Consider the following 22,033-nt stretch of genomic DNA (forward strand, 5'->3'; position numbering starts at 1 on the left):
CGCGGGGGGCTTCACACCCACCCCCGCACCCCGGGGGGGCGGCCGGCGCCGCCCCCCCCCCCCCCTGGGTTGGGGCGGCGGGCGGCCCCGGGGCGGCGGGCCCCCCCCCAACTATCGGCCGCGCTCGCATCTTGCCGTGCTGCGCGACGCTGTCGACCTCGGTCGCAAACTGGAGCCGAGCCAAGCGGAAACGCCGACGATTCCTGCCCGAAAATAGGAACAGATTTCAGCGAACGCGGCCGAGGCAGCGCCGCATGACAATTCAGAGCAATGTCCACTCCGGGCGGTCCGGAGTGGACTCGCCTTGCAAGTGCAGTTCAGCGGCTGGTGAGAAAAACCGCTTCCTCATCGTCGCGCTGCCTGCCTCCGAGGGCTGCGGCGGCACTGGCGATAAAGGCGCCGATGGCCAGCGAGAGCGCACCAAGCAGGGCAAACGTCGCACTGGCCTTCCTGGCGGTGTCGGCGGCCTGCTGCGCCTTGACCTTGGCGTCCTGAGCCCTGGCGATGATCGCATCCACCCGCGCCTTGGCATCTGCTTCCGAAAGACCGGTGCGGGCGGCGACGAGTTGCGACAGATAGGTCTTGTCGTCTGCGGAAACCTCGCCTGCCGCTGCACCGGCGATCAGGATGCGCGAGGCCTGCCCGGTCGCAGCCGCATCGCTGTCCGGATTGGCGGCAGCCAGCCTGCCCGGATCGGCCGGACGGAACAGCGAATCCACCAGGTAGGAGGTCGCATTGTCGGCCGATGTGCTGCCGGCATTGGCCGAAGCCCCCGCCGATGCGCCCATGGCCGCGCCAGACGCGATGGTGGACACCGCCTGCACGCCTGAGCCTATCGCAGCGGAAAGCGCGGAGCCAAGCACGCCGACGACGAGCAACGTGGCCAGCGCCCAGGCAAGAAAGCCGTGTGCGGTGTCCCGGAAATAGACTTCATCGGTGTGGATGCCGACCCATTTGGTGCGCAGGCGTCCGGCAAGATAGCCGCCGACGCCGGAGGACAGCCATTGCACGATGACAAGCCAGATCGCGGTGGACGCCGCGAAAGTGGTGACAGATGCGCCCGATCCCGACCATGGCGACACCATGGTCAATCCCAGCCCCGAACCGAGCAGCATGAGGATGAGGGTCAATGTCGAGGCCGCGAAGGCTCCGGCGATGATCGGTCCCCAGCTGACGGCGGTGGAGGAGGACTCGGTTGAGGCGGAAACATCGGCCGCCGACAGGGTGGACTGCATGGAAGCCCCCTATCGTACGAACAGCATGATCAGAATGATGATCGGAATCGGAATGCCGAGCAACCAGAGCAAAATGCCACGTCCCATGGAGGCCTCCTGTTAGAATATTGTGAATCGATGTTGTCACAATGTTCCAAGGGAACTTCCGTTCCGGCGCGTTGTAAAATGATTTCTTGCCGCCAGCGGAACATTGGCGCGCCGCAGCGCGCCAATTCAGATTTGATGTCCAGATCAGATGTCCAGATTGGCGACCGACAGCGCGTTGTCCTGGATGAACTCGCGCCTGGGTTCGACCTCATCGCCCATCAGCCGCGAAAACAGCGAATCCGCATCGGTCGCGTCATTGACCTTGACTTGCAGCAGCGAGCGCACGTTCGGATCGAGCGTGGTTTCCCACAGCTGTTCGGCGTTCATCTCGCCGAGACCCTTGTAGCGTTGCATCGTCAGGCCCTTGCGGCCGGTCGCAAAGACCGCGTTGAGCATCGCCAGCGGTCCCGAGATGGTTTCGGAGACATCCTTGCGGCGCAGCACCGGCGGCGACCCGTAGACCTCGCTGAGGCGCTGTGCGTAGCGGTCGAGCTGGCGTGCGTCGGCCGAATTGATCAGCGCCAGGTCGAGATGCGCGTATTCCTTGACGCTGCGCACCGTGCGCTCGAACACATAGCCGCCGACGCCTTCATTCGAGGTCGACATGCGGCCGGTCCAGCCGCGCTCGGTGTCCTCGGCGATGATGTCGAGGCGTTTTGCAATCCGCTCCGCCATGTCGTTGGCGCGGCCGAGATCGGTGAACACGTCCGGGTTGAGCCCGCCGGCGATCGCCGCCTGCTCGACCACGCCTCTGTTGTAGCGCGTGTGCAGGCCGTTGATCAGCTGGCGCACCGCCAGCGCGTCGTCGATGGCTCCGCGCAGGTCCTGTCCGATGCGAACCTCGCTCGAGCCGAGGGTAAGCGATGCTTCCTCCAGTCCCGAGCCGATCAGGAACTCCTCGAACGCGCTCTCGTCCTTGATGTATTGCGAGCTCTTGCCGCGCGTCACTTTGTAGAGCGGCGGCTGGGCGATGTAGAGATGGCCGCGCTCGATCAGCTCCGGCATCTGCCGGAAGAAGAAGGTGAGCAGCAAGGTTCTGATATGGGCGCCGTCGACGTCGGCGTCGGTCATCAGGATGATCTTGTGGTAGCGCAGCTTGTCGGCGTTGAACTCGTCCTTGCCGATCGAGGTGCCGAGCGCCGTGATCAACGTGCCGATCATGTCGGAGCCGAGCATGCGGTCGAAGCGCGCCCGCTCGACATTGAGGATCTTGCCGCGCAACGGCAGGATCGCCTGGTTCTGGCGCGAACGCCCACCTTTGGCCGAGCCACCGGCGGAATCACCCTCGACGATGAAGATTTCGGATTTCGCCGGGTCGCGTTCCTGGCAGTCGGCCAGCTTGCCGGGCAGGGAAGTGACGCCGAGCGAGCTCTTGCGGGTGATATCGCGCGCCTTGCGCGCCGCTTCGCGCGCCGCCGCGGCCTGGATCACCTTGTCGACGACCACCTTGCCTTCGCTCGGGTGTTCTTCCAGCCAGGTGCCGAGCGCTTCGTTGACCAGGCCTTCGACGACAGGACGGACTTCCGACGAGACCAGCTTGTCCTTGGTCTGCGAGGAGAATTTCGGATCTGGAACCTTGACCGACAGCACCGCCGTCAGACCTTCGCGGCAATCGTCGCCGATCAGCGAGACCTTTTCCTTCTTGGTCAGCCCTGAAGATTCGCCATAGCCGGTGATCTGGCGCGTGAGCGCGCCGCGAAAGCCGGCCAGATGCGTGCCGCCATCGCGCTGCGGGATGTTGTTGGTGAAGGCCAGCACGTTCTCATGGTAGCTGTCGTTCCACCACATCGCCACTTCGACGGTGATCCCGTCGCGCTCGGCCTTGATGGCGATCGGCTTGTCGATCAGCGGTTTCTTGACCCGGTCGAGATATTTGACGAATTCTTCGAGGCCTCCATCATAGTGCAGTTCATGGCGCACGACATCGGCGTGACGGGCATCGGTCAAAATGATGCGCACGCCGGAATTGAGGAAGGCAAGCTCGCGCAGCCGGTGTTCCAGCGTGCCGAAGTCGAACTCGACCATGGTGAAGGTCTCAGACGACGGGAAGAAGGTGATCTGGCTGCCGCTGCGGCCCTCATAGGTGCCCGGCTGCTTGTCCTGCTCATAGCTGCCGGTCGCCTTCAGCGGTGCGTCGGCATTGCCATGCGTGAAACTCATCTCGAAGATCTGGCCGTTGCGGCGGATTTTCAGCTTCAGCCACGCCGACAGCGCGTTGACCACCGACACGCCGACGCCATGCAGGCCGCCCGAGACCTTGTAGGAATTCTGGTCGAACTTGCCGCCGGCATGCAGCTGCGTCATGATCACTTCGGCCGCCGAAATGCCTTCTCCGGTGTGGATATCGGTCGGAATTCCGCGGCCATTGTCGATCACAGTGACCGAACCGTCGGGGTTGAGCGTCACGGTGACGAGGTCGGCGTGACCGGCCAGCGCCTCGTCGATGGCGTTGTCGACCACCTCATAGACCATGTGATGCAGGCCCGAACCGTCGTCGGTATCGCCGATATACATTCCGGGGCGTTTGCGGACAGCATCCAACCCCTTCAAAACCTTGATGGAATCGGCGCCGTATTCGGCTTCAGCGCCGTTGTTGTTGTCGATCTGATCGCTCATGAAAACCTGTTGTCTGGATGCCGCTTGCACGGCGCGAAAAACCCGCTCCGAATCGCGCCTCTGATATGCACTAGATATAGGCGCAAAAGGCGGTTTTTCCAAGGTTTGCAGGCATTTCACGGGGAATGAGCCGGCTGTCCATGACAGCCTCCCGTCAGGCCCTATTTCACTTTGGCCAGCCGGTCCCTGAGAAACTTGATCATGAACTTATATCGCGGCGCCAGCCGCCCGCTGCGGTCGAGCTCCAGCGTCATGTCCAGCGCCTGGGAAAGCACGGCCTTGGGGTTCTTGGCGACCTGAGCGTAGTCGATCATGGCCACCACCAGGTCGCGCTGCCAGGTGGCGTTGTTTGGGTCGGACCGGGCGAGCTGCTGGCGGATGTCGAGACTGTCCTGGAAAGCCTGCCGCGCGCCTTTGACGTCGCGCTGCTTGGCCTTGAGCATGCCGATCTCGGACAGAGTGATCGACAGGTCGCGTTGCCAGTCGGCATTGGCAGGGTCGAGCTTGGCCAGCCGGTCGGCGATGGCGAAACTATCTATATAGGCCTTGAGTGCTCCGGCGCGGTCGCCCTGAATCGCCAGAATGCCCGCTACTTTTTCCAAGCTGACCGAGAGGTCGCGTTGCCAGTCGGCGTTGGCAGGGTCACTGGCCGCCAGCACGCGGGCTATCGAGAGGGCTTGCCTGTAGGCGGCGAGGGCTACCGGCCAGTCCTCTTGATCGCTCAGCGCATTGCCGATCTTTGCGTTGCCGACCGACAGGTCGCGCTTCAGCTCACTGTTGTCGGGGTCGCGGCCCACCAATTGTTCGACGATCGCATGGCCCGCTTTATAGGACGCGAGTGCGCCCGCCGCATCGCCGCGCTCGCGCTTGAGATCGCCGATCGTATCATGGCTGATGGAGACATCGCGTTGCCGCTCGGCGTCCCGCGGCTTCTTCTCGGCCAGCGCCAATCGGACCTTCAGGCTCTCCTCGTAGGCCATCTGGGCGTTGTCCAGTCGCCCCATGACCCGGGCAAGGCCGCCGATCTCGTCATAGGTGATGGTCAGGTCGCGCTGCAGCTCGGCGCGCTCCGGTTCGTTATCGGCAAGCTGCTTCTTGATCGACAGGCTTTCCTGGTAGACTTGCGCGGCGCCGGCCAGATCGCCTTGCGTCACCAGCACGTTGCCGATCTTGTCGTCGGCCATGGCGAAGTCCCCCAACCATGGCAGGCGATCAGGCTCGGCCTTGGTCAAATCCCGCAGCATGGTTCTGGCGGTCTGATAGTTTTCCAGCGCTTCCGGCAGGTCCCCTTGCGCCAGCCTGATGTTGCCGAGCTTGATGTGGCTGACGGCAAAATCGCGCTTGACGCTCGGGTCGGTTTCCCGGGCCGAACGCAGCTCGAGATTGGATACCAGCGCTGCAAAGGCGCGGCCTGCCGCATCGGTGTTGCCGACAAGGGTGTAGAGCTTGCCGAGCTCGTCCAGCGTGCGGATCTGGCGGTCGGCGTGGTCCAGGGTCAGATCGGTCTGCCCGGCCTCGCCGTAAAGGGCCAGGACCGATTCATAATCCTTGATGGCCGTGGCGTAGTCGAGGTCGGCGCGCGCCGCACCGCCGGACAGGAAACGCGTCGCCGCCTCGGACAGCGTGCGGTTGACGAAGTTGGCCTTCAAGGCGTTGCGCGAAACATTGTCGATGTCGGCGGCCTTTGCGAGGATGGCGCGAGCCCCATCGAAGGCGCCGAGCGAAAGCTGCTCCTCGGCCTGCCGGCGCAATTCCGTCACCTGCGGATCATCGGAGGCCAGCGTCCTCATTTCGCCGCGCACTTTGACGAAGGCGTCGGCCGCCTCGCGCAACCGGGCATTCAGGCTTTCCGCCGAAAGGTGGCTGGCGTCGGAGCTGATCAGCACGCCGTAGAGAGGCGCCAGCGGCATGTCGGCATCGCTGGCAACCTGCTCGACCTCACCGCGCATTTCCGGCGTCACGTCGGCCATGGCAAGCAACAGGCGCTCGCGCTCCGGCAATTGTTCCTTGGCGGCCGCGGCAAAGAACAGCTTCGGCAGGCCGCTCTCGACGTAAGGCAGCTGTTTGCCCCGCGACAAATCGTAGACCTCCTGCTGCACCAGCGTCAGCACCGAGCGGATTTCGAGCCCGCTGGTGCCGAGATATTTGGTCAGCGCCGTGGTGAATGGCGAGTTCTGGCCGGTTCCGTCGGCCGCCGTCTCGCCGGGTGCTGCCGAGAAAGCGAACAGGATGTTTTCGGCGCGGCCAGTCCGACCAAGCCCCGGCCGGACATTCTCCACGACATCCTTGACCAGCGACGTCGCGCCGCGCCCGTCACCCACCGTGCCCGAAAACGGATCGCTCCGGCAGGCGTCGAGCATGATCAGGCCGACCTTGGCGGTGGCGGCCACGGTCTTGCGCACCTCCTCCAGAGGCAAGCTGGTCTTCTCCAGCGCATCGAGCGAAGAGGGGTCGGCATCGACCGGCAGCAGCCGGTTATCGCCCGAGATTTCCACGCCGTGGCCGGAGAAGTAGACCAGCGCCACGTCGGCGCCTTTGGCATCCTGGCGAAAATCGTCGAGCGCGCGGCGCATGCGCCTCAGGTCGCGGTTGGTTTCGAGGACGACCTCGAAGCCGAGCTTCTTCAGCGCCGCTGCCATCGCCTCGCCGTCATGGACCGGATTGGCAAGCGGCCGGATCAGGCGGTAGTCGTCGTCGGCAATGATCAAGGCCACGCGCCGCTCAGCCACCGCGGCGGCGGTGCTCATGAGCATCAGCAGCAAGGCAAAAAGCAAACGCAAGTCGAACCGCCCCCCGGCTTGTCCATTTGCGCGAACATTCCACCTCTTTATGCCATGAGCAAGCCGGGCTTTTTGCGGAAGACCAGCGTTTTCAGGCAGCCCGCATCGGCTTCAAAGCCTCGCTCCAGCGCAACAGCTCGTCGAGCATGGTTTTGGCTCCGCCCTGCACCTGTTCGCCGGCGTTGAAAGCGCCATTTTCGTCGAGCAGTTTCTGGTACATCGGCAGCGCGACGCCTTCCGAGATCGGCATGACACCCACCGAGGTCAGCAGCGGCTTCAGCGCTTGCGCCGCGCGCAGGCCGCCGGAGACGCCGCCATAGCTGAAAATGGCGGCAGGCTTGTACTTCCATTCACGCGAGAGATAATCGATCGCGTTGACGATCGCCGGCGCCACGAAATAATTGTATTCCGGCGCCACGAAGACGAAGGCATTGGCGGCATCGATCGCTTTCGACCAGGCCTTGGTATGGTCGTTCTGGTAATTGCCGAGTCTTGGATGGTGCGGTTCGTCCAGTACCGGAAGCTTGAACGTGTCGATGTCGGTCAGTACCGGCTCGAATTTTCCATGCTCGCGCGCGAACGTCTCCAGCCACTCGGCAAAAACCGGCCCTGCGCGGCCTGGCCGCGTGCTGCCGATGATGATGTTCAACTGGTGCTTCAAGCTGGGCTCCTGCGATAGCGGTATCCATTGGTGACTGCCACCTAGGGCATGCCGCTCGGGGCAACAAGAAGGCACCTCACGGTAACCGGTCACGTTCCGGAGAGCAGGGCCTTGCCGTACGGTCACATGGACGCCTGCTTTGCGGCCCACTACATTGGGTCATCAGCGGAGCACAGCATGGACATCCAGCCCGCCCCCTTCATTCCCCCGGCGCCGAAGCCGCGCACGACGCCGCCCTCGACGCTGGAGATGATCCGCATCGTCTACCGCAACCCGCTCGAATTGTGGGGTGAACACACCTACAACGAACCTTGGATTTCGGCCAATGGCGTTGGCGGACATCTGATCGTCGCCAACGATCCCGGCCTGATCCGCCATGTGCTGGTCGACAACGCCAGGAACTACAAGATGGCGACGGTGCGCCAGAAGATCCTGCGGCCGATCCTGCGCGACGGCCTGCTGACCGCCGAGGGCGAGGTCTGGAAGCGGTCGCGCAAGGCGATGGCGCCGGTGTTCACGCCGCGCCACATCTTCGGCTTCGCCCAGCCGATGCTGAGACGCACGCTGGACTTCGTCACCCGCTATGAAGACGGCGGCACGTCCGACATCGCTCATGACATGACGCTGCTCACTTACGACATCCTGGCCGAGACGCTGTTTTCCGGCGAGATCGCTGGCGAGCCCGGCAGTTTCGCCAACGAGATCGACCGCCTGTTCGAGACCATGGGACGCGTCGACCCGCTCGATCTGTTGCGCGCGCCCGACTGGCTGCCGAGGCTGACCCGCATCCGTGGCCGCAAGACCATGGCCTATTTCCGCAAGATCGTCACCGACACGGTCAAGATGCGCGAAGGGAAATTCAAGCGCGATCCAGGTGCCGTGCCGCAGGATTTCCTGACGCTGTTGCTCAAGGCCGAGGGCCCCGACGGACTGACGCGGGCCGAGGTCGAGGACAACATCATCACCTTCATCGGCGCCGGCCATGAGACGACCGCGCGGGCTTTGGGCTGGACGCTGTATTGCCTGGCGGAATCACCGTGGGAGCGCAACCGGGTCGAGCAGGAGATTGACCAGGTGCTGGCGCGCGAGCCCGATCCGACGAAATGGCTCGATGCCATGCCGTTCACCCGCGCCGCCTTCGACGAGGCGCTCCGGCTCTATCCGCCGGCGCCGTCGATCAACCGCGAGCCGATCGAACCGGAAATGTGGAAGGATCTTCATATCCCCAAGCATGCCGCCGTGCTGGTGATGCCATGGGTCGTGCATCGCCACAGGAAGCTTTGGGACCGGCCGGATGCCTTCCTGCCGGAGCGCTTCCACCCGGGAAATCGCGAAAAGATCGACCGCTTCCAGTATCTGCCGTTTGGCGCCGGTCCTCGCGTCTGCATCGGCGCCAGCTTCGCCATGCAGGAGGCGATCATCGCGCTGGCGATCATGCTGTCGCGCTTCCGCTTCGACACCACCGCCGAAACCAAGCCTTGGCCGGTGCAGAAACTCACCACGCAGCCACAAGGCGGTCTGCCGATGCGGGTGACGCCAAGATAGGCGTGACCCCTTCAGGTAGCTGTAACGACTATGCTGCAGGCTTGCGCTGCTGGAACTGGCCAGCGGCGCGGTAGCGCCAGAGATAGCTGGGCAGGATCGTCGCGATCGATTGCGGCTGGATGCCGAGCCCCGCAAGCGTCCGGTTGGCCTTGGCGGCCGCGTCCGAAACGATGTTGTGTTCGCGCAGCTGCATCACCTGGTCCTTGGTCAGCAGCGGATTGGGCAAGAGGCCGAGGATCGAGGCCTGGATGTTGGCCACCCACCACGGCACCGGCACCAGCAGGCGCTTGCGCTCGATCACCTCGAGCAGCTCTTCCATGCATTCCTTGAAGGTGAGCACCTTCGGCCCGCCGAGTTCATAGATATGGCCGCCATCCACCTTGCCGTCGACCGAGCGCGCCACCGCTTCGGCAACGTCGCCGACATAGACCGGCTGGAACTTGGTCGGGCCGCCGCCGATCAGCGGCAGCACCGGCGAATAGCGCGCCATGTTGGCGAAGCGATTGAAGAAGCCGTCTTCGGGTCCGAAATTGATCGACGGCCGGAAGATCACGGCGTCCTTGATCGTCTCCAGCACAGCCTTTTCGCCAAGCGCCTTGGTGCGCGCGTAGTCCGATTCGGAGTCCAGATCGGCGCCAAGCGCAGAAATGTGGGTCAGGCCGGCGCCGACCGAGCGCGCGGCCTCGGCCACTGCGCGGGCGCCGAATTCGTGCACGGCGGAGAATTTCTGCCGGCCGCTCTCATGCAGGATGGCGACCAGATTGACGACATGGTCGGCGCCTTGCACGGCGCGGTCTACCGACCAACGCACGCGCACATTGGCCTGGACCGGCTGGATCTGGCCGACATTGCCAAGCGGCTGCAAATGGCCGGCAAGATCGGGCCGCCGGCAGGCGACCCGGATGCGATAGCCGCGCTTGGCCAGCGCACGCACGACATGGCGCCCGACAAAGCCTGACCCGCCAAAGACGACGACGAGCTTTGGGGTCTGCAGGATTTCGGTCATGGCTGGCTCCGGCGCTCGCAAGCTTGGCTGAAGCCGTTTCATAATCCGTTTCGTGCCAAAGGCAAAGGGCGACGCGTCGTCGCTATCAGCCTGTCAGAACGCTTTGCCGATACGGGCGTCGACCGAATGGCGGTTGCCGCCGCGAATGACGAAGAAGAGCAGGATCGCCGCCCACAGCAGCGACTTCTCCGCGCCCGAATAACCCTGGTCCATCGTAACCCAGTGGAACCAGACCGTGACCAGCAGCACGAACAGGCCGGCAAAGGCGGCCGGCCGCGTCAAAAACCCGATGGCGATGAAGATGCCGCCGAAGAATTCAGTGCAGGCCAAAAGCAAGGACCACAACGCACCCGGATAAAAGCCGAGACCCTCGACCATCTCGGCGGCGCCGAAAGGATTGGTGATCTTCTGCGAACCGTGGATGGCTAGAAACCCACCGGCGACGACGCGAAGAACCGTTTCGGCACCATCGTGCAGAGCGGCGTAAACCCTACCAAGGGCCGGAATGATAAGGGCGTTGCGGGGATTGTCCGTGCTTGCCGACATTGTAGCTCCTCTGTTTTGCTTGATCAGCGCAAACGGCCGATCAGGTCGGACGAAGTCAAATAAACAAAAGTTGACCAAACTACGAATGTTTTAACATTGCGCGGCCAAACGCAGAAAACCCCGCAGAAGCGGGGTTTTCCGGGCGACGTCCATGTGAAGTCAGGGGCCGACGGAGCGGCCTGACCTGAGACGGTATCAGGAGGGCGTGAAGCAAGTACGCCCACCCCAGCCCTGAACATCCGACATGGTGCCACCAACCTTCTTGCAGGCGGCGACGAAATCGGCGCTGCAATTGGCGAATTTTGCATGGCCGTTCTTGCAGTAGTGATCTTCGGTGGCCCCGCCGCTCGGGGCAGTGATGACACCCGGGCTGGACGGCTTGGCCGGCGCGGCCTTCAAGGTGGCTGCCTGTGTGGCACCCATGAACGAGCCGAGCAGAAGGACGGCGGTCAGCATGGTGATCTTGGTGTTGGTCATGACAATTTCCTTTGATTTGGGTTGAGTTTCCGAGGCGCGAAGGACCGGCCATCGCGTGATGCAGGCTTTCGATTTCGGTTTGCTGCTTCCCCCGGTGTGGATCGGGCAAGCTCGCCTTGCCCTGGACAAAGCTGTGTCGCAGCAAGGCGCGGAAAGGTTCAGTGGCGCGCAAAGAAAATCGCACCGCACCGCGCCTGGGGCGGGCTGATTTCAGATAACCAATTGATATTTAATTATTATTCAGGAAGAGTAGCGTGCGGCGAATTCGGAAATGCGCTGCACCACCGCCTTGGATGCGGTGATGCCCTGCGCTTGCGCCTTCTCTGCCGCCTCTGCACGGGCGCGGCCCGGCACGTGCACGCCGAAGCGCCGCCGCAGCCGGTCGAGTTGGTCCTTCATTCGCTGCTCGAAATCCGGATCGAGCAGCTTGGGCTCGACGGCAAGCACGAACAGGCCGGTGCCGGGACTGTCCGGCCCGCCGCTGAACCATGGCGCGTCGAGCGACCAGTTGGCGCCTGACAGGCCGGCTGCCAGCACTTCGACCATCAACGCGATGTTGGCACCGCGCTGGCCGCCGAAGGCAAGCATGGCGCCCTTCATGGCGGCGGCCGGATCGGTGGTCGGGTTGCCGCTGGCGTCCAGCGCCCAGCCTTCCGGGATTGTCTTGCCCTCTTCGGCCGCTTTGCGGATGTTGACGAAGGCGGTGGCGCTTGACGACTGGTCGATGACCAGCGGCGCGCCGTCGGCGGCGGGTGCGGCAAACGACATCGGGTTGGTGCAATAGACCGGCTTGACCGAGCCCGAGCCGGCAAGCACGGCCGGGCCGTTGGTGGCGGCGAACGACACCAGCCCAAGTGCTGCCAGCCTTCCGGTGAAATAGCCGAGCGCCCCGCATGTATAGGCGTTCTTCTGCGAGAAGATGGCGACACCGAACAGCTTTGCCGCCTTGGCGAGGTCGTCGATGGTGCGGTCGAAGCCGGTATGCGCCAGCCCGCCGCGTGCATCGGAGAGATAGACCGCAAGCGCCGGCCGGGTGATCACCGGGTCGGCATTGCCGTCGATGCGTCCGGCTTCCAGCGCCTCGAGATAGTCGATGAAATGCGACAGACCGACCGAGGAAAGCCCTTCGGCCTCGGCTGCTATGATCGAAGCAGTGAGCGATAGTGCCGCTTCCTCATTGGCGCCAGCGCCAAGTGCCGCCATCCGGCACAGTCCTTTTGCCTGGTCGAGACTGAGTTGCATCATGGCCGTCCTAGGGGAGTAAGGGAATAGGGGAGTACGGGAGTAGGGGACAGTGGGCAGTGAATAGCGAATGGGGATGGAAATGTGAATGTGGATAGTAACCTGATACTCCCCTACTCCCCTACTCCCCTACTCCCCTACTCCCCTACTCCCCTACTCCCCTACTCCCCTACTCCCCTCTAACCAATCTTGTTCGGGATCCGCGCCTCGATCCTGCTGAAGGCAAACACCAGAATACCGGTGATCGTCATGTAGATCAGCGCCAGCAGCAGCAGGGGTTCATAGGTGAGATAGGTGTCCTGCCGCACCTTGGACGAAACGGCGAAGATGTCGATGACGCTGATCGTCGCCACCAGCGGCGTCGATTTCAACTGCAGCACGGTCTCCCCGGTCAGCGTCGGCAGCGCCCGATAGATGGCTTGCGGCAGCCAGATGCGCCGGAACGCCTTCCAGCGGCTCATGCCGAACGCGCGGGCGGCTTCGAGTTGCCCCTTCGGCACGCCGGCAAAGGCGCCACGCATCACCTCGCCCTCATAGCCGGCGAACGACAGGGTCAACGCCAGCACGCCATAGGGCCAGGCTTGCCGCAGATATGGCCACATCCAGGATTCGCGGATCCAAGGATATTGCGGGAACAGCGAGCCCAGGCCGTAATAAAGCAGCCATAGCTGGATCAGCAGCGGCGTGCCCCGGATCACCGTGCAGAACACCTTGGCGGGCGCGGCGAACCAGAATGAGCCGGCGGCTTGCGCCAGCCCTAGCGGCACGGCCAGCAGGAAGCCCAGGACGCAGGTGACGGCCAGGATCCACAGCGACCGCCAGATGCCGATCAAGCCCATTTCATAATATTGCGGCAGCCAGTCCCAGCGCATGAAAAAGGCGGCCGACAGAACCAGGCCGAGTGCGATCAGGATCAGCACGATGCGGTGCGGCTGCAGCCACAGCGACGTTCGCGCGACGACGTTGATGATGGCAGCCTCGTTGGCCATCAGCGCGCCTCCTTGAGCGAAGGCATGCCGCGCCGCGACCAGGTCTCGACACGGCCGATGACGAGGTTGGAGAACAGCGACAAAAGCAGATAAAGCACGCCCGCCGCGAAAAAGAAGGTGAAATAGGCTTTGGTGACACCCGCCGCCTGCCGCGTCGCCAGCGCCAGCTCGTAGAAACCGACGACCGCCAATAGCGCGGTGTCCTTGGTGGCGATCAGCCAGAGATTGGCGAGGCCCGGTATGGCGAAGGGCAGCATTGACGGCAAGGTGATGCGCCGCAGCAGCAGGCCGGGAGACATTCCATAGGCGCGCGCGGCTTCGATCTGGCCCTGCGGAATGGCCAGAATCGCGCCGCGTATCACCTCGGTCGAATAGGCGCCCTGGACGAAGCCGAGCACGGCGATGCCGGCGGCAAGGCCACTCACGTCGACGCGCTGATAGCCCATGGCCGTCAGCGCCTGATTGATCAGGTCGGTTCCGGCGTAATAGAGCAGCAGGATCAGCACCAGTTCGGGCACCGCGCGCACGATGGTGGTGTAGACCGCCAGGAGATCGCGCACCACCGGCCCGCCATAAAGTTTGCCATAGGCGCCGCCGGTGCCGATCAGAAGGCCGAGGCACGTGGCGCCCAGCGCGATCTCGATCGAATGCAGCAGCCCGACCAGAAGAGCCCCGCCCCAGCCTGGCGGGTAGGGCGAGAGAAGCTCGGTGATGCCGGCCGCGGAGGCCGAAAGAAGTGCGTCGATCAGCGTCGCCCCCGAAGTGCTGGCCAACCGCCGACGGCTGCGTCGGCGGCAAACATGCCTGGGAAAGATCGAGCAGGGGGCATGGCGCTGGCGCCATGCCCCTGCTCATACGAGGATCGTCAGTTCGACTGTGCGCCGCCACCGCCGTAAATGTCGAAATCGAAGTATTTCTTCGAGATCTCGTCATATTTGCCGTTGGCGCGGATCGCCTTGATGCCGGCGTTGATTTTGCCCTTCAGTTCGGTGTCTTCCTTGCGCACGCCGGCGCCGACGCCCGGTCCGAGCACTTCGTCGTCCGGAGCGACCATCCCCTTCAAGTCGCAGCAGGCCTTGCCCTGGTCGGATTTCAGGAACTCGCCAAGCGCGATGGAATCGGCCTGAACCGCATCGAGGCGGCCGGCGGCAAGATCGTTGTTGGCTTCGTCCTGGGTCTGGTATTCCTTGATCTCGGAGGCTGTGCTGCCAAAATGCTTCTTGGCGTAGACAGCGTGCACCGTCGAAACCTGCACGCCGACGATCTTGCCCTTGAGGTCGTCCGGGGCGGAGCCGAATTTCTGGTCCTTGGGGCCGATGATCGCGGTCGGCGTGTTATAGTACTTGTCCGAGAAATCGATCGTCTTTGCGCGTTCGGCGGTGATCGACATCGAGGAGACGATGAGGTCGATCTTCTTGGTCGTCAGTGCCGGGATGATGCCGTCCCAGGCGACCGGGGTGATGACGCAATCGAGCTTCTCCTCGGCGCAGACGGCATCGATGAAGTCGATCTCCCAGCCAACCCACTTGCCCGAAGCATCGGGCGAGGTGAAGGGCGGATAAGGCTCGGCGGCGACGCCGATCTTGACCGGATCGGCCTTGGCCACGCCCATGGCGGCGACGCCCAGCAGCAGCGCTGCGGCGAATGTTTTCAGAACAGTCTTCATGTCACGACTCCCAGTTTGTTGTTGGTTCCCGGTTTTCTTCCGTCCCGGCCTGTCCTAGCCGATGTTGCGGATGAACTGCTTCAGCCTTTCGGATTTCGGTGCGCCGAAGATTTGCTCCGGCGGGCCTTCTTCCTCGACCAATCCATTGTAGAGATAGACGACATGCGTCGCGACCTCGCGGGCGAACTTCATCTCGTGGGTGACCAGCACCATGGTGCGGCCTTCGCGCGCCAGGTCGCCGATCACCTTCAGCACCTCACCGACCAGCTCGGGATCGAGCGCCGAGGTCGGTTCGTCAAACAGCATGACGCGCGGATTGATGGCCAGCGCCCGGGCGATCGCCGCGCGCTGCTGCTGGCCGCCTGACAGATAGGCCGGATAGACGTCGCGCTTTTCGGCCAGACCGACGCGGGCGAGCAGCTTTTCGGCCTCGTCGATCGCAACATCGCGCTTGATGCCAAGCACATGTACGGGAACCTCGATGACGTTTTCGATCAGCGTCATGTGGCTCCAAAGGTTGAAGTTCTGGAACACCATGCCAAGCTTGGAGCGGATGCGCTCGATCTGCTTGCGGTCGGCCGGAACCGTGTGCCCATGGCTGTCGGCCTTGAGCTTGATCTCCTCGCCGTTGACGCGGATGATGCCGCTGGTGGGGTTTTCCAGGCAGTTGATGCAGCGCAGCAGGGTCGATTTGCCTGAGCCCGAGCCGCCGATGATGGCGATGACCTCGCCGTCGCGCGCCGACAGCGAGACGCCCTTCAGCACATGCAGCTCACCGAATCTCTTGTGCAGGTTCTCGACATGGATGGCTTCGGCGGCGCCGTCCTGCGCCGTATGTTTCAATGCGGGTGCGGCGCTTTGCGCTGTCATCCCGGATGCGGCGCTTATGGCCGTCATTCCTTCCACGCTCCGCGGAGCGTTCGAGCTCGTCGCTGCTGGTATCTTTTACCCATTACCCGTCACTGGACAGAGTTCCCATGCTCAGGATGGACCGTTCCGCTTGCCTCCGTCAACCATGGTTTTTGGACTATTGATCACAGCTTGCTGTAGTGGTTAGTGGCGCCAACCGACGTTCAGGGAGAATTTAGTGGGCAAATCATACGGGTCGCAGTCCATGGCCGGACCCCTGAAACGCGTGTTGATGCGGTCCGCCACGAGCGCCATGCGTCATGCCAGGGCACAGGAATGGCACTATGGTCCGGGGTTCGATCCGCAGAAGGCGGCGGCCCAGCATGAGCAGTTGACCAGCATGGTCGCGGCTTCCGGCGCCGAGATCGAATGGCTGACGGACGCCGATGACGGGCTGGCCGATTCCGTCTTCACCCATGATCCGTCGCTGATGACCGATCATGGCGCGATTATCCTTTCGATGGGCAAGGCGCTGCGCCGTGCCGAGCCCGGTCTGCACGAGGCAGCTTACAAGCGCATGGGGATCCCCATTCTCGGCCGGATCGACGATCCGGGCCAGGTGGAAGGCGGCGACTGTGTCTGGGTCGACGCAACCACGCTGGCCGTCGGTCGTGGCGTACGCACCAACCAGGACGGCATCCAGCAGCTTTCGAACCTGCTCTCGCCTAAGGGCATTTCGGTCTTCGGTTTCGATCTGCCGCTCTGGCACGGCGAGGAAGCCTGCCTGCATCTGATGTCGGTGATCAGCCCGCTCGCCGACGATCTGGCGCTGGTCTATGCGCCCTTGCTGCCGGCCGCCTTCTACCAGATGCTGCGGGCGCGCGGCATCAAGCTGGTCGAGGGCGATGCCGACGAGTTCTTCGCCTCCAGCGGGCTCAGTCTCAATGTGCTGCCGACCGCGCCGCGCCAGATCATTGCCGTTGCCGGCTTTCCCAGGACGGCGGCCGCCATGGAAGCGGCCGGCTGCACGGTCGCCACCTTCGATGCGGATGCGCTCTGCATCGCCTGCGAGGGCGGTCCGACCTGCCTGACGCGCCCGGTGCTGCGCCAATGATCGCCACTGGGGCCACCACTGGGACGACGGTCGGGGAGGCGTTGATTTCGCTGCTCGAAGCGCATGGCGTCGACACGGTGTTCGGGATTCCGGGCGTCCACACGGTCGAGCTCTACCGCGGGCTGGCGCGCTCGAAGATCCGCCAAGTCACGCCGCGTCACGAACAGGGCGCCGGCTTCATGGCCGATGGCTATGCGCGCGCCAGCGGCAGGCCGGGCGTCGCCTTCGTCATCACCGGACCGGGGCTGACCAACACCATCACCGCCATGGGGCAGGCACGCGCTGATTCGGTGCCGATGCTGGTCATATCCGGCGTCAACGCCATGCCGACGCTGGGCAAGGGCCTCGGCCATCTGCATGAACTGCCGGATCAGCGCGGCATGATGGAGAAGGTGGCGCTGTTTTCGAAGCGCGTCACCGAGGCCAGCGAATTGCCCGCTGCTCTGGCGCAGGCCTTCGCCCTGTTTTCATTGGCCCGGCCCGGCCCGGTGCATATCGAGATCCCGACCGACGTCATGGTCAAGCCGGCGGATGGCATCGCTGCCATGCTGAGCAATGTGACGCCACCCGCGCCGGAAGGTGCCGCAATTGCCAGCGCGGCCAAACTCATCGCTGCCGCGCGCCGCCCGCTGATCCTGGTCGGCGGCGGCGCCAAACGCGCCGGGGCGCCATTGCGGCGTCTGGCCGAGCGGCTGGGAGCGCCGGTCGTCCAGACCACCAATGCGCGCGGCCTGCTGCATGGTCATACGCTTTGCGTGCCGGCCAGTCCCAGCCTGAAGACAGTACGGGCGCTGATGGCCGAAGCCGATCTGGTCATTGCCGCCGGCACCGAATTCGGCCCGACCGACTATGACGGCTACAGCGATGGCGGCTTCGTCCTGCCCGCCAATCTGATCCGCATCGATATCGGCGCGGACCAGATTGCCCGCCGCCCGGCAACCGTTTCGATCCAGGCCGATTGCGCCGAGGCGCTCGAAGCGCTGCTTCTGGAAACGGGCCATGTCCGGGCAAGCGAGGGCGGTCCGTCGCGCGCCGCTGCTACACGAAAAGCAGCCTTTGCCGAGCTCAATCCGACCCTGCAGGCGCAAGTGCGTGCCGTCGAGATGATCCGCGACACCTTGCCGGGCGCGCTCATCGTCGGCGATTCGACGCAGCCGATCTATGCGGCCAACCTCTATTACGACCACGACCGCCCAGGCGGCTGGTTCAATGCCGCCACCGGCTTCGGCGCGCTCGGCTATGGCCCGCCGGCGGCGATTGGCGCGGCCCTTGCGATACCCGATGCGCCGGTTGTCTGCCTGACCGGCGACGGCGGCTTCCAGTTCACGCTGCCGGAGTTGGGCGCCGCGCTCGATGCGCGGGCGCCGGTCATCTTCATCGTCTGGAATAACAGAGGCTACCGCGAGATCGAAACCTCCATGCTCGATGTCGGTGTCGAGCCCGTCGGCGTATCGCCGGCGCCGCCCGATTTCTGCAAGCTGGCCGAGGCCTATGGCATCGGCGCCGAACGGCTTGCCGATATCGACGCTCTCGCGGACGCGTTGAAGCGCGCCCGGGCCACCGGACTGCCGCGCGTCATCGAAATCACGGTTGACTGAAGGACGGTGCTACGTATTTCCCGTCTCGACGGCCCTGAACCACGGCCGGCCGGTGGGCGGACGCATGCAAAGACGCGACAACTGCCATGTCGAGATGTCAATTGAGTGATGGCGCAAAAGGCGCGACGCTTCGCGTCGGCGGCACAGAAACGACCTAACGACAAAAAAATGACAGGAGCGTCCAAGATGACGGAAACACTTGAAGGCAAGCATATCGTCGTGACCGGTGGAACCGGTGCGCTCGGCGGTGCGGTTGTCGGCAAACTGCTGAGTGACGGCGCGATCTGCCATGTGCCCAACGCCCATGCTGCCGCCCCCACGCATTTCCCCTTTACCACGCATGACCGTGTCCAGCTGGTGCACAACGTCGATCTCTCGGACCCTGCCAAGGTCGAAGCGTTCTACAGCCAGGTTCCAGGCCTTTGGGGCTCGATCCATCTGGCCGGCGGCTTCACCTCGGCACCTGTTGAAAAGATCGAGTCGGCGTCCTTTGCCGAGATGATGGACACCAATGCGCGCACAGCCTTCCTGTGCTGCCGCGCCGCGGTACGCTCTATGCTCGCATCGGATACCGCGGGCCGTATCGTCAACGTCACCGCGCGCGCCGGGCTCGATCCGCGACGCGGCGCCGGCATGGTCGCTTACGCCGCCAGCAAGGCGGCGGTGGCAGCCATGACGGTGGCGATGGCCGAAGAGCTGAAGCACAAGGGCATCCTGGTCAATGCCGTGGCGCCGTCGACACTCGATACGCCGGCAAACCGCGCCGACATGCCGGATGCCGATGTCACCAGATGGGTCAGCCTCGAAGCCGCCGCCGAGGCCATCGCCTATCTGGCATCGCCGGCCAATCTGGCGATGAGTGGTACGCTGGTGCCGCTTTACGGCAGGGCGTAACCTTCCACCCTTTACCGCGGTCAAAGAAAAACCCCGCCGGATTGTTCCGGCGGGGTTTTGTTTTCGAGCCTGTGCGAAAACTTCGCTTCGAAGGGCTTCGCGGTGCGAAGGGCTTAGCTGCCCTGCTTCTTCAGCGCGGCACCCAGGATGTCGCCCAGCGAAGCGCCGGAGTCGGTCGAGCCGTACTGAGCGACCGCTTCCTTCTCTTCGGCGATTTCCAGCGCCTTGATCGAGACCTGCAGCTTGCGGGTCTTCTTGTCGAAGGCGATGACGCGCGCGTCGACCTTCTGGCCGACGGTGAAGCGCTCGGGGCGCTGCTCGTCGCGGTCACGGCTCAGATCGGAGCGCTTGATGAAGGTTTCGATGCCGCTGTCGACCAGCCGCACTTCCAGACCGCCATCCTTGACGCCGATGACTTCACAGGTGACGACCGCGTTCTTGCGCAGTTCGCCTGAAGTCGCCGCTTCGCCGACCGTATCCTTGGCCAGCTGCTTGATGCCGAGCGAGATGCGCTCCTTGTCGATGTCGACGTCGAGCACCTGCGCCTTGACCATGTCGCCGCGATTGTACTCTTCGATGACCTGCTCGCCCGGACGCGTCCAGTCGAGGTCGGAAAGGTGCACCATGCCGTCCACGTCGCCTTCGAGGCCGATGAACAGGCCGAACTCGGTCTTGTTCTTGACCTCGCCCTCGACCTGGCTGCCGACCGGATGGCTCGAGGCGAAAGCCTGCCACGGATTCTCGAGCGTCTGCTTGAGGCCGAGCGAGATGCGGCGCTTGGCCGGATCGACCTCGAGCACCACCACGTCGACTTCCTGGGTCGTCGACAGGATCTTGCCGGGATGCACGTTCTTCTTCGTCCACGACATTTCCGAAACGTGGATGAGACCCTCGATGCCCGGCTCCAGCTCGACGAACGCGCCGTAGTCGGTGATGTTGGTGACGGTACCCTTGATCTTCTTGCCGATCGGGAACTTGGTGCCGATCTCGGACCACGGATCGCTCTCGAGCTGCTTCATGCCGAGCGAGATGCGGTGGGTTTCCTGGTTGATGCGGATGATCTGCACCTTGACCGTCTGACCGATGTTGAGGATTTCGGTCGGATGGTTGACGCGGCGCCATGCCATGTCGGTGACATGCAGCAGGCCGTCGATGCCGCCGAGGTCGACGAACGCACCATAATCGGTGATGTTCTTGACGACGCCTTCGACAACCTGGCCTTCTTCGAGGTTCTGCACGATTTCCGAACGCTGTTCGGCGCGGCTCTCCTCAAGCACGGTACGGCGCGACACCACGATGTTGCCGCGGCGGCGATCCATCTTGAGGATCTCGAACGGCTGCGGGTTGTGCATCAGCGGGGAGACGTCGCGGATCGGGCGGATATCGACCTGGCTGCGCGGCAGGAAGGCCACGGCGCCGTCGAGGTCGACGGTGAAGCCGCCCTTGACCTGGTTGAAGATGACGCCTTCGACGCGCTCACCCTTGGTGAACTTCTCTTCCAGACGGACCCAGCTCTCTTCGCGGCGGGCCTTTTCACGTGAAAGCATCGCTTCGCCAAGCGCGTTTTCGATGCGCTCGACATAGACTTCGACGGTGTCACCAACCTTGAGGGTGGTGTCCTTGCCCTTGACGCCGAATTCCTTCAGCGGCACGCGGCCTTCGACCTTGAGGCCGACGTCGATGATAGCCATGTCTTTTTCAATGGCGGTGATGATGCCCTTGACGACCTGACCTTCGCCGGAATGGCCGGCGGTAAAAGATTCTTCGAGCAGGCTCGCGAAATCGTCGCGAGTGGGATTTGCAGCTGACATTGTTTCTCCTGGAGTGCCCCGCATCTAAAAGCGGGACGGGCGCCGTGGGTTAGCGTTGCGTTTGGCCTACCGGCGTTCCGGGCTACAAAAACCCTGGGCCGCTCTTTAAGCGGCAATTCCGGCGCATGAAGAATGCTGGCAGGCTGGTTCGTGCCCGATATGGGTATTTTCTTCGCCTCCGACAACGGAAATACGAGGGAAAACCCGGATCAGGCGTTGTCTCTTTTGGCCAGCACGTCGTCTATGATCGCCATGGCTGCAAGAAACGCGGCTTCTATAGCCATTTCGCTGGTATCAAGCAAGTGCGCGTCGGCCGCCGGCTTCAACGGTGAGTCCGCTCGACCCATGTCGCGCTCGTCGCGGCGCACGATATCGGCGAGGATCTCGGTGAAATCAGCGGTGCCGCCGATGCTTTCGATCTCCGACAGCCGGCGCTGTGCCCGCACCTCCGCGCTCGCTGTCACATAGAGTTTGATGTCGGCGTCGGGGCACACGACGGTGCCGATGTCGCGCCCATCGAGCACCGCACCCGGCGGCGTCTTGGCGAAGTCGCGCTGCTTTTCGACGAGGATACGCCGCACCGTCGGGTACACCGCGACCTTGGAGGCAGCCTCGCCGACGGCATGCGCCGACAGCACCGCGCGGTCGAGCTTCGCCAGATCGACCTGGCGGGCAGCGGTTTCGGCCGCCGAGACATTGTCGAGCGGCAGCGCGTGCTGGATCAGCGCATAGGCGACGGCGCGATAGGTGAGGCCGGTGTCGAGCAGGTTCAGCCGGTAATGGTCGGCGAGTCGGCGGGCGAGGGTGCCTTTGCCGGCGCCGGCCGGGCCGTCGATAGCGATGGTGAAGGTGTGAGTCATTGGCGGGCCGCCGCGATTGACAGGTGCGATGAAGAAGACGGGCGCCGAGATTCTTCA

18 protein-coding genes are annotated in these 22,033 nt (G+C 63.7%); 4 read left to right on the plus strand and 14 right to left on the minus strand.

The genetic code is table 11. The annotated features are described in order from the left end of the window. Positions 1–317 precede the first annotated feature (317 nt). From NKJ04_RS02185 to NKJ04_RS02200, 4 genes are all read right to left on the minus strand, one after another. A complete protein-coding gene (locus tag NKJ04_RS02185; RefSeq protein WP_352439798.1) occupies positions 318–1,235 on the minus strand; it encodes a hypothetical protein in 918 nt (305 codons plus the stop codon). A 231-nt stretch (positions 1,236–1,466) separates the two neighbouring features. Beyond that, complete coding sequence (gyrB, locus tag NKJ04_RS02190; RefSeq protein WP_352673229.1) at positions 1,467–3,938, minus strand: DNA topoisomerase (ATP-hydrolyzing) subunit B; 2,472 nt, start codon at positions 3,936–3,938, stop codon at positions 1,467–1,469. Positions 3,939–4,099: 161 nt separating this feature from the next. Next, a complete protein-coding gene (locus NKJ04_RS02195; protein ID WP_352673231.1) occupies positions 4,100–6,718 on the minus strand; it encodes a caspase family protein in 2,619 nt (872 codons plus the stop codon). Between the two features lie 91 nt (positions 6,719–6,809). Beyond that, positions 6,810–7,379, minus strand: coding sequence for an NADPH-dependent FMN reductase (locus tag NKJ04_RS02200; protein ID WP_352673234.1), 570 nt, complete (start codon positions 7,377–7,379; stop codon positions 6,810–6,812). 177 nt (positions 7,380–7,556) lie between these two features. On the opposite strand from NKJ04_RS02200, the gene NKJ04_RS02205 reads away from it, so the two are divergent. Beyond that, complete coding sequence (locus tag NKJ04_RS02205) at positions 7,557–8,924, plus strand: cytochrome P450 (protein ID WP_352611584.1); 1,368 nt, start codon at positions 7,557–7,559, stop codon at positions 8,922–8,924. A gap of 28 nt (positions 8,925–8,952) precedes the next feature. Here NKJ04_RS02205 and NKJ04_RS02210 read toward each other — a convergent pair whose 3' ends face one another. From NKJ04_RS02210 to NKJ04_RS02245, 8 genes are all read right to left on the minus strand, one after another. Then, positions 8,953–9,930, minus strand: a complete 978-nt coding sequence (locus NKJ04_RS02210; RefSeq protein WP_352673236.1) for a complex I NDUFA9 subunit family protein — start codon at positions 9,928–9,930, stop codon at positions 8,953–8,955. Between the two features lie 93 nt (positions 9,931–10,023). Continuing rightward, positions 10,024–10,476 (minus strand): DoxX family protein, encoded by a 453-nt coding sequence (locus NKJ04_RS02215; RefSeq protein ID WP_023811505.1) that lies wholly within the window; start codon positions 10,474–10,476, stop codon positions 10,024–10,026. Between the two features lie 195 nt (positions 10,477–10,671). Further along, positions 10,672–10,953: a hypothetical protein gene (locus NKJ04_RS02220; protein WP_023811506.1), complete on the minus strand. Its 282-nt coding sequence runs from the start codon at positions 10,951–10,953 to the stop codon at positions 10,672–10,674. A 240-nt stretch (positions 10,954–11,193) separates the two neighbouring features. Continuing rightward, positions 11,194–12,195, minus strand: coding sequence for an Ldh family oxidoreductase (locus NKJ04_RS02225; protein WP_352673613.1), 1,002 nt, complete (start codon positions 12,193–12,195; stop codon positions 11,194–11,196). A gap of 179 nt (positions 12,196–12,374) precedes the next feature. Then, positions 12,375–13,184 (minus strand): ABC transporter permease, encoded by an 810-nt coding sequence (locus tag NKJ04_RS02230; protein WP_027039831.1) that lies wholly within the window; start codon positions 13,182–13,184, stop codon positions 12,375–12,377. Further along, positions 13,184–13,897 carry an ABC transporter permease gene (locus NKJ04_RS02235; RefSeq protein ID WP_352673615.1) on the minus strand — a complete coding sequence of 238 codons (714 nt, stop codon included), beginning with the start codon at positions 13,895–13,897 and terminating at the stop codon, positions 13,184–13,186. Before NKJ04_RS02235 ends, NKJ04_RS02230 begins: the two co-directional genes overlap by 1 nt. Positions 13,898–14,049: 152 nt before the next feature. Beyond that, the gene (locus NKJ04_RS02240; RefSeq protein WP_023811511.1) at positions 14,050–14,850 is read right to left on the minus strand and encodes a transporter substrate-binding domain-containing protein; all 801 of its coding nucleotides are present in this window, start codon (positions 14,848–14,850) and stop codon (positions 14,050–14,052) included. A 54-nt stretch (positions 14,851–14,904) separates the two neighbouring features. After that, positions 14,905–15,720 (minus strand): ABC transporter ATP-binding protein, encoded by an 816-nt coding sequence (locus NKJ04_RS02245; protein ID WP_127290112.1) that lies wholly within the window; start codon positions 15,718–15,720, stop codon positions 14,905–14,907. A 244-nt stretch (positions 15,721–15,964) separates the two neighbouring features. On the opposite strand from NKJ04_RS02245, the gene NKJ04_RS02250 reads away from it, so the two are divergent. From NKJ04_RS02250 to NKJ04_RS02260, 3 genes are all read left to right on the plus strand, one after another. Then, positions 15,965–16,813, plus strand: coding sequence for a dimethylarginine dimethylaminohydrolase family protein (locus NKJ04_RS02250; RefSeq protein WP_128302804.1), 849 nt, complete (start codon positions 15,965–15,967; stop codon positions 16,811–16,813). After that, the gene (locus tag NKJ04_RS02255) at positions 16,810–18,411 is read left to right on the plus strand and encodes a 5-guanidino-2-oxopentanoate decarboxylase (RefSeq protein WP_352673240.1); all 1,602 of its coding nucleotides are present in this window, start codon (positions 16,810–16,812) and stop codon (positions 18,409–18,411) included. Before NKJ04_RS02250 ends, NKJ04_RS02255 begins: the two co-directional genes overlap by 4 nt. Before the next feature lie 186 nt (positions 18,412–18,597). Further along, positions 18,598–19,305 carry an SDR family NAD(P)-dependent oxidoreductase gene (locus NKJ04_RS02260; protein WP_023811515.1) on the plus strand — a complete coding sequence of 236 codons (708 nt, stop codon included), beginning with the start codon at positions 18,598–18,600 and terminating at the stop codon, positions 19,303–19,305. 113 nt (positions 19,306–19,418) lie between these two features. Here NKJ04_RS02260 and rpsA read toward each other — a convergent pair whose 3' ends face one another. After that, positions 19,419–21,116: a 30S ribosomal protein S1 gene (rpsA, locus tag NKJ04_RS02265; protein ID WP_023811516.1), complete on the minus strand. Its 1,698-nt coding sequence runs from the start codon at positions 21,114–21,116 to the stop codon at positions 19,419–19,421. Between the two features lie 209 nt (positions 21,117–21,325). Continuing rightward, on the minus strand, positions 21,326–21,976 hold the full coding sequence (cmk, locus tag NKJ04_RS02270; RefSeq protein WP_352673244.1) for a (d)CMP kinase: 651 nt from the start codon (positions 21,974–21,976) through the stop codon (positions 21,326–21,328). Positions 21,977–22,033: the final 57 nt, after the last annotated feature.

Origin of the sequence: Mesorhizobium sp. M0618 (assembly GCF_040320765.1) — a bacterium.
Taxonomy (GTDB): domain Bacteria; phylum Pseudomonadota; class Alphaproteobacteria; order Rhizobiales; family Rhizobiaceae; genus Mesorhizobium.

Bases quoted from the DNA above. Each gene is read 5' to 3' on its own strand.
- NKJ04_RS02185 (WP_352439798.1), bottom strand. From the start codon at position 1,235: ATGCAGTCCACCCTGTCGGCGGCCGATGTTTCCGCCTCAACCGAGTCC.
- gyrB (WP_352673229.1), bottom strand. From the start codon at position 3,938: ATGAGCGATCAGATCGACAACAACAACGGCGCTGAAGCCGAATACGGC.
- NKJ04_RS02205 (WP_352611584.1), top strand. From the start codon at position 7,557: ATGGACATCCAGCCCGCCCCCTTCATTCCCCCGGCGCCGAAGCCGCGC.
- NKJ04_RS02210 (WP_352673236.1), bottom strand. From the start codon at position 9,930: ATGACCGAAATCCTGCAGACCCCAAAGCTCGTCGTCGTCTTTGGCGGG.
- NKJ04_RS02215 (WP_023811505.1), bottom strand. From the start codon at position 10,476: ATGTCGGCAAGCACGGACAATCCCCGCAACGCCCTTATCATTCCGGCC.
- NKJ04_RS02220 (WP_023811506.1), bottom strand. From the start codon at position 10,953: ATGACCAACACCAAGATCACCATGCTGACCGCCGTCCTTCTGCTCGGC.
- NKJ04_RS02225 (WP_352673613.1), bottom strand. From the start codon at position 12,195: ATGCAACTCAGTCTCGACCAGGCAAAAGGACTGTGCCGGATGGCGGCA.
- NKJ04_RS02230 (WP_027039831.1), bottom strand. From the start codon at position 13,184: ATGGCCAACGAGGCTGCCATCATCAACGTCGTCGCGCGAACGTCGCTG.
- NKJ04_RS02240 (WP_023811511.1), bottom strand. From the start codon at position 14,850: ATGAAGACTGTTCTGAAAACATTCGCCGCAGCGCTGCTGCTGGGCGTC.
- NKJ04_RS02245 (WP_127290112.1), bottom strand. From the start codon at position 15,720: ATGACAGCGCAAAGCGCCGCACCCGCATTGAAACATACGGCGCAGGAC.
- NKJ04_RS02250 (WP_128302804.1), top strand. From the start codon at position 15,965: ATGGCCGGACCCCTGAAACGCGTGTTGATGCGGTCCGCCACGAGCGCC.
- NKJ04_RS02255 (WP_352673240.1), top strand. From the start codon at position 16,810: ATGATCGCCACTGGGGCCACCACTGGGACGACGGTCGGGGAGGCGTTG.
- NKJ04_RS02260 (WP_023811515.1), top strand. From the start codon at position 18,598: ATGACGGAAACACTTGAAGGCAAGCATATCGTCGTGACCGGTGGAACC.
- rpsA (WP_023811516.1), bottom strand. From the start codon at position 21,116: ATGTCAGCTGCAAATCCCACTCGCGACGATTTCGCGAGCCTGCTCGAA.
- cmk (WP_352673244.1), bottom strand. From the start codon at position 21,976: ATGACTCACACCTTCACCATCGCTATCGACGGCCCGGCCGGCGCCGGC.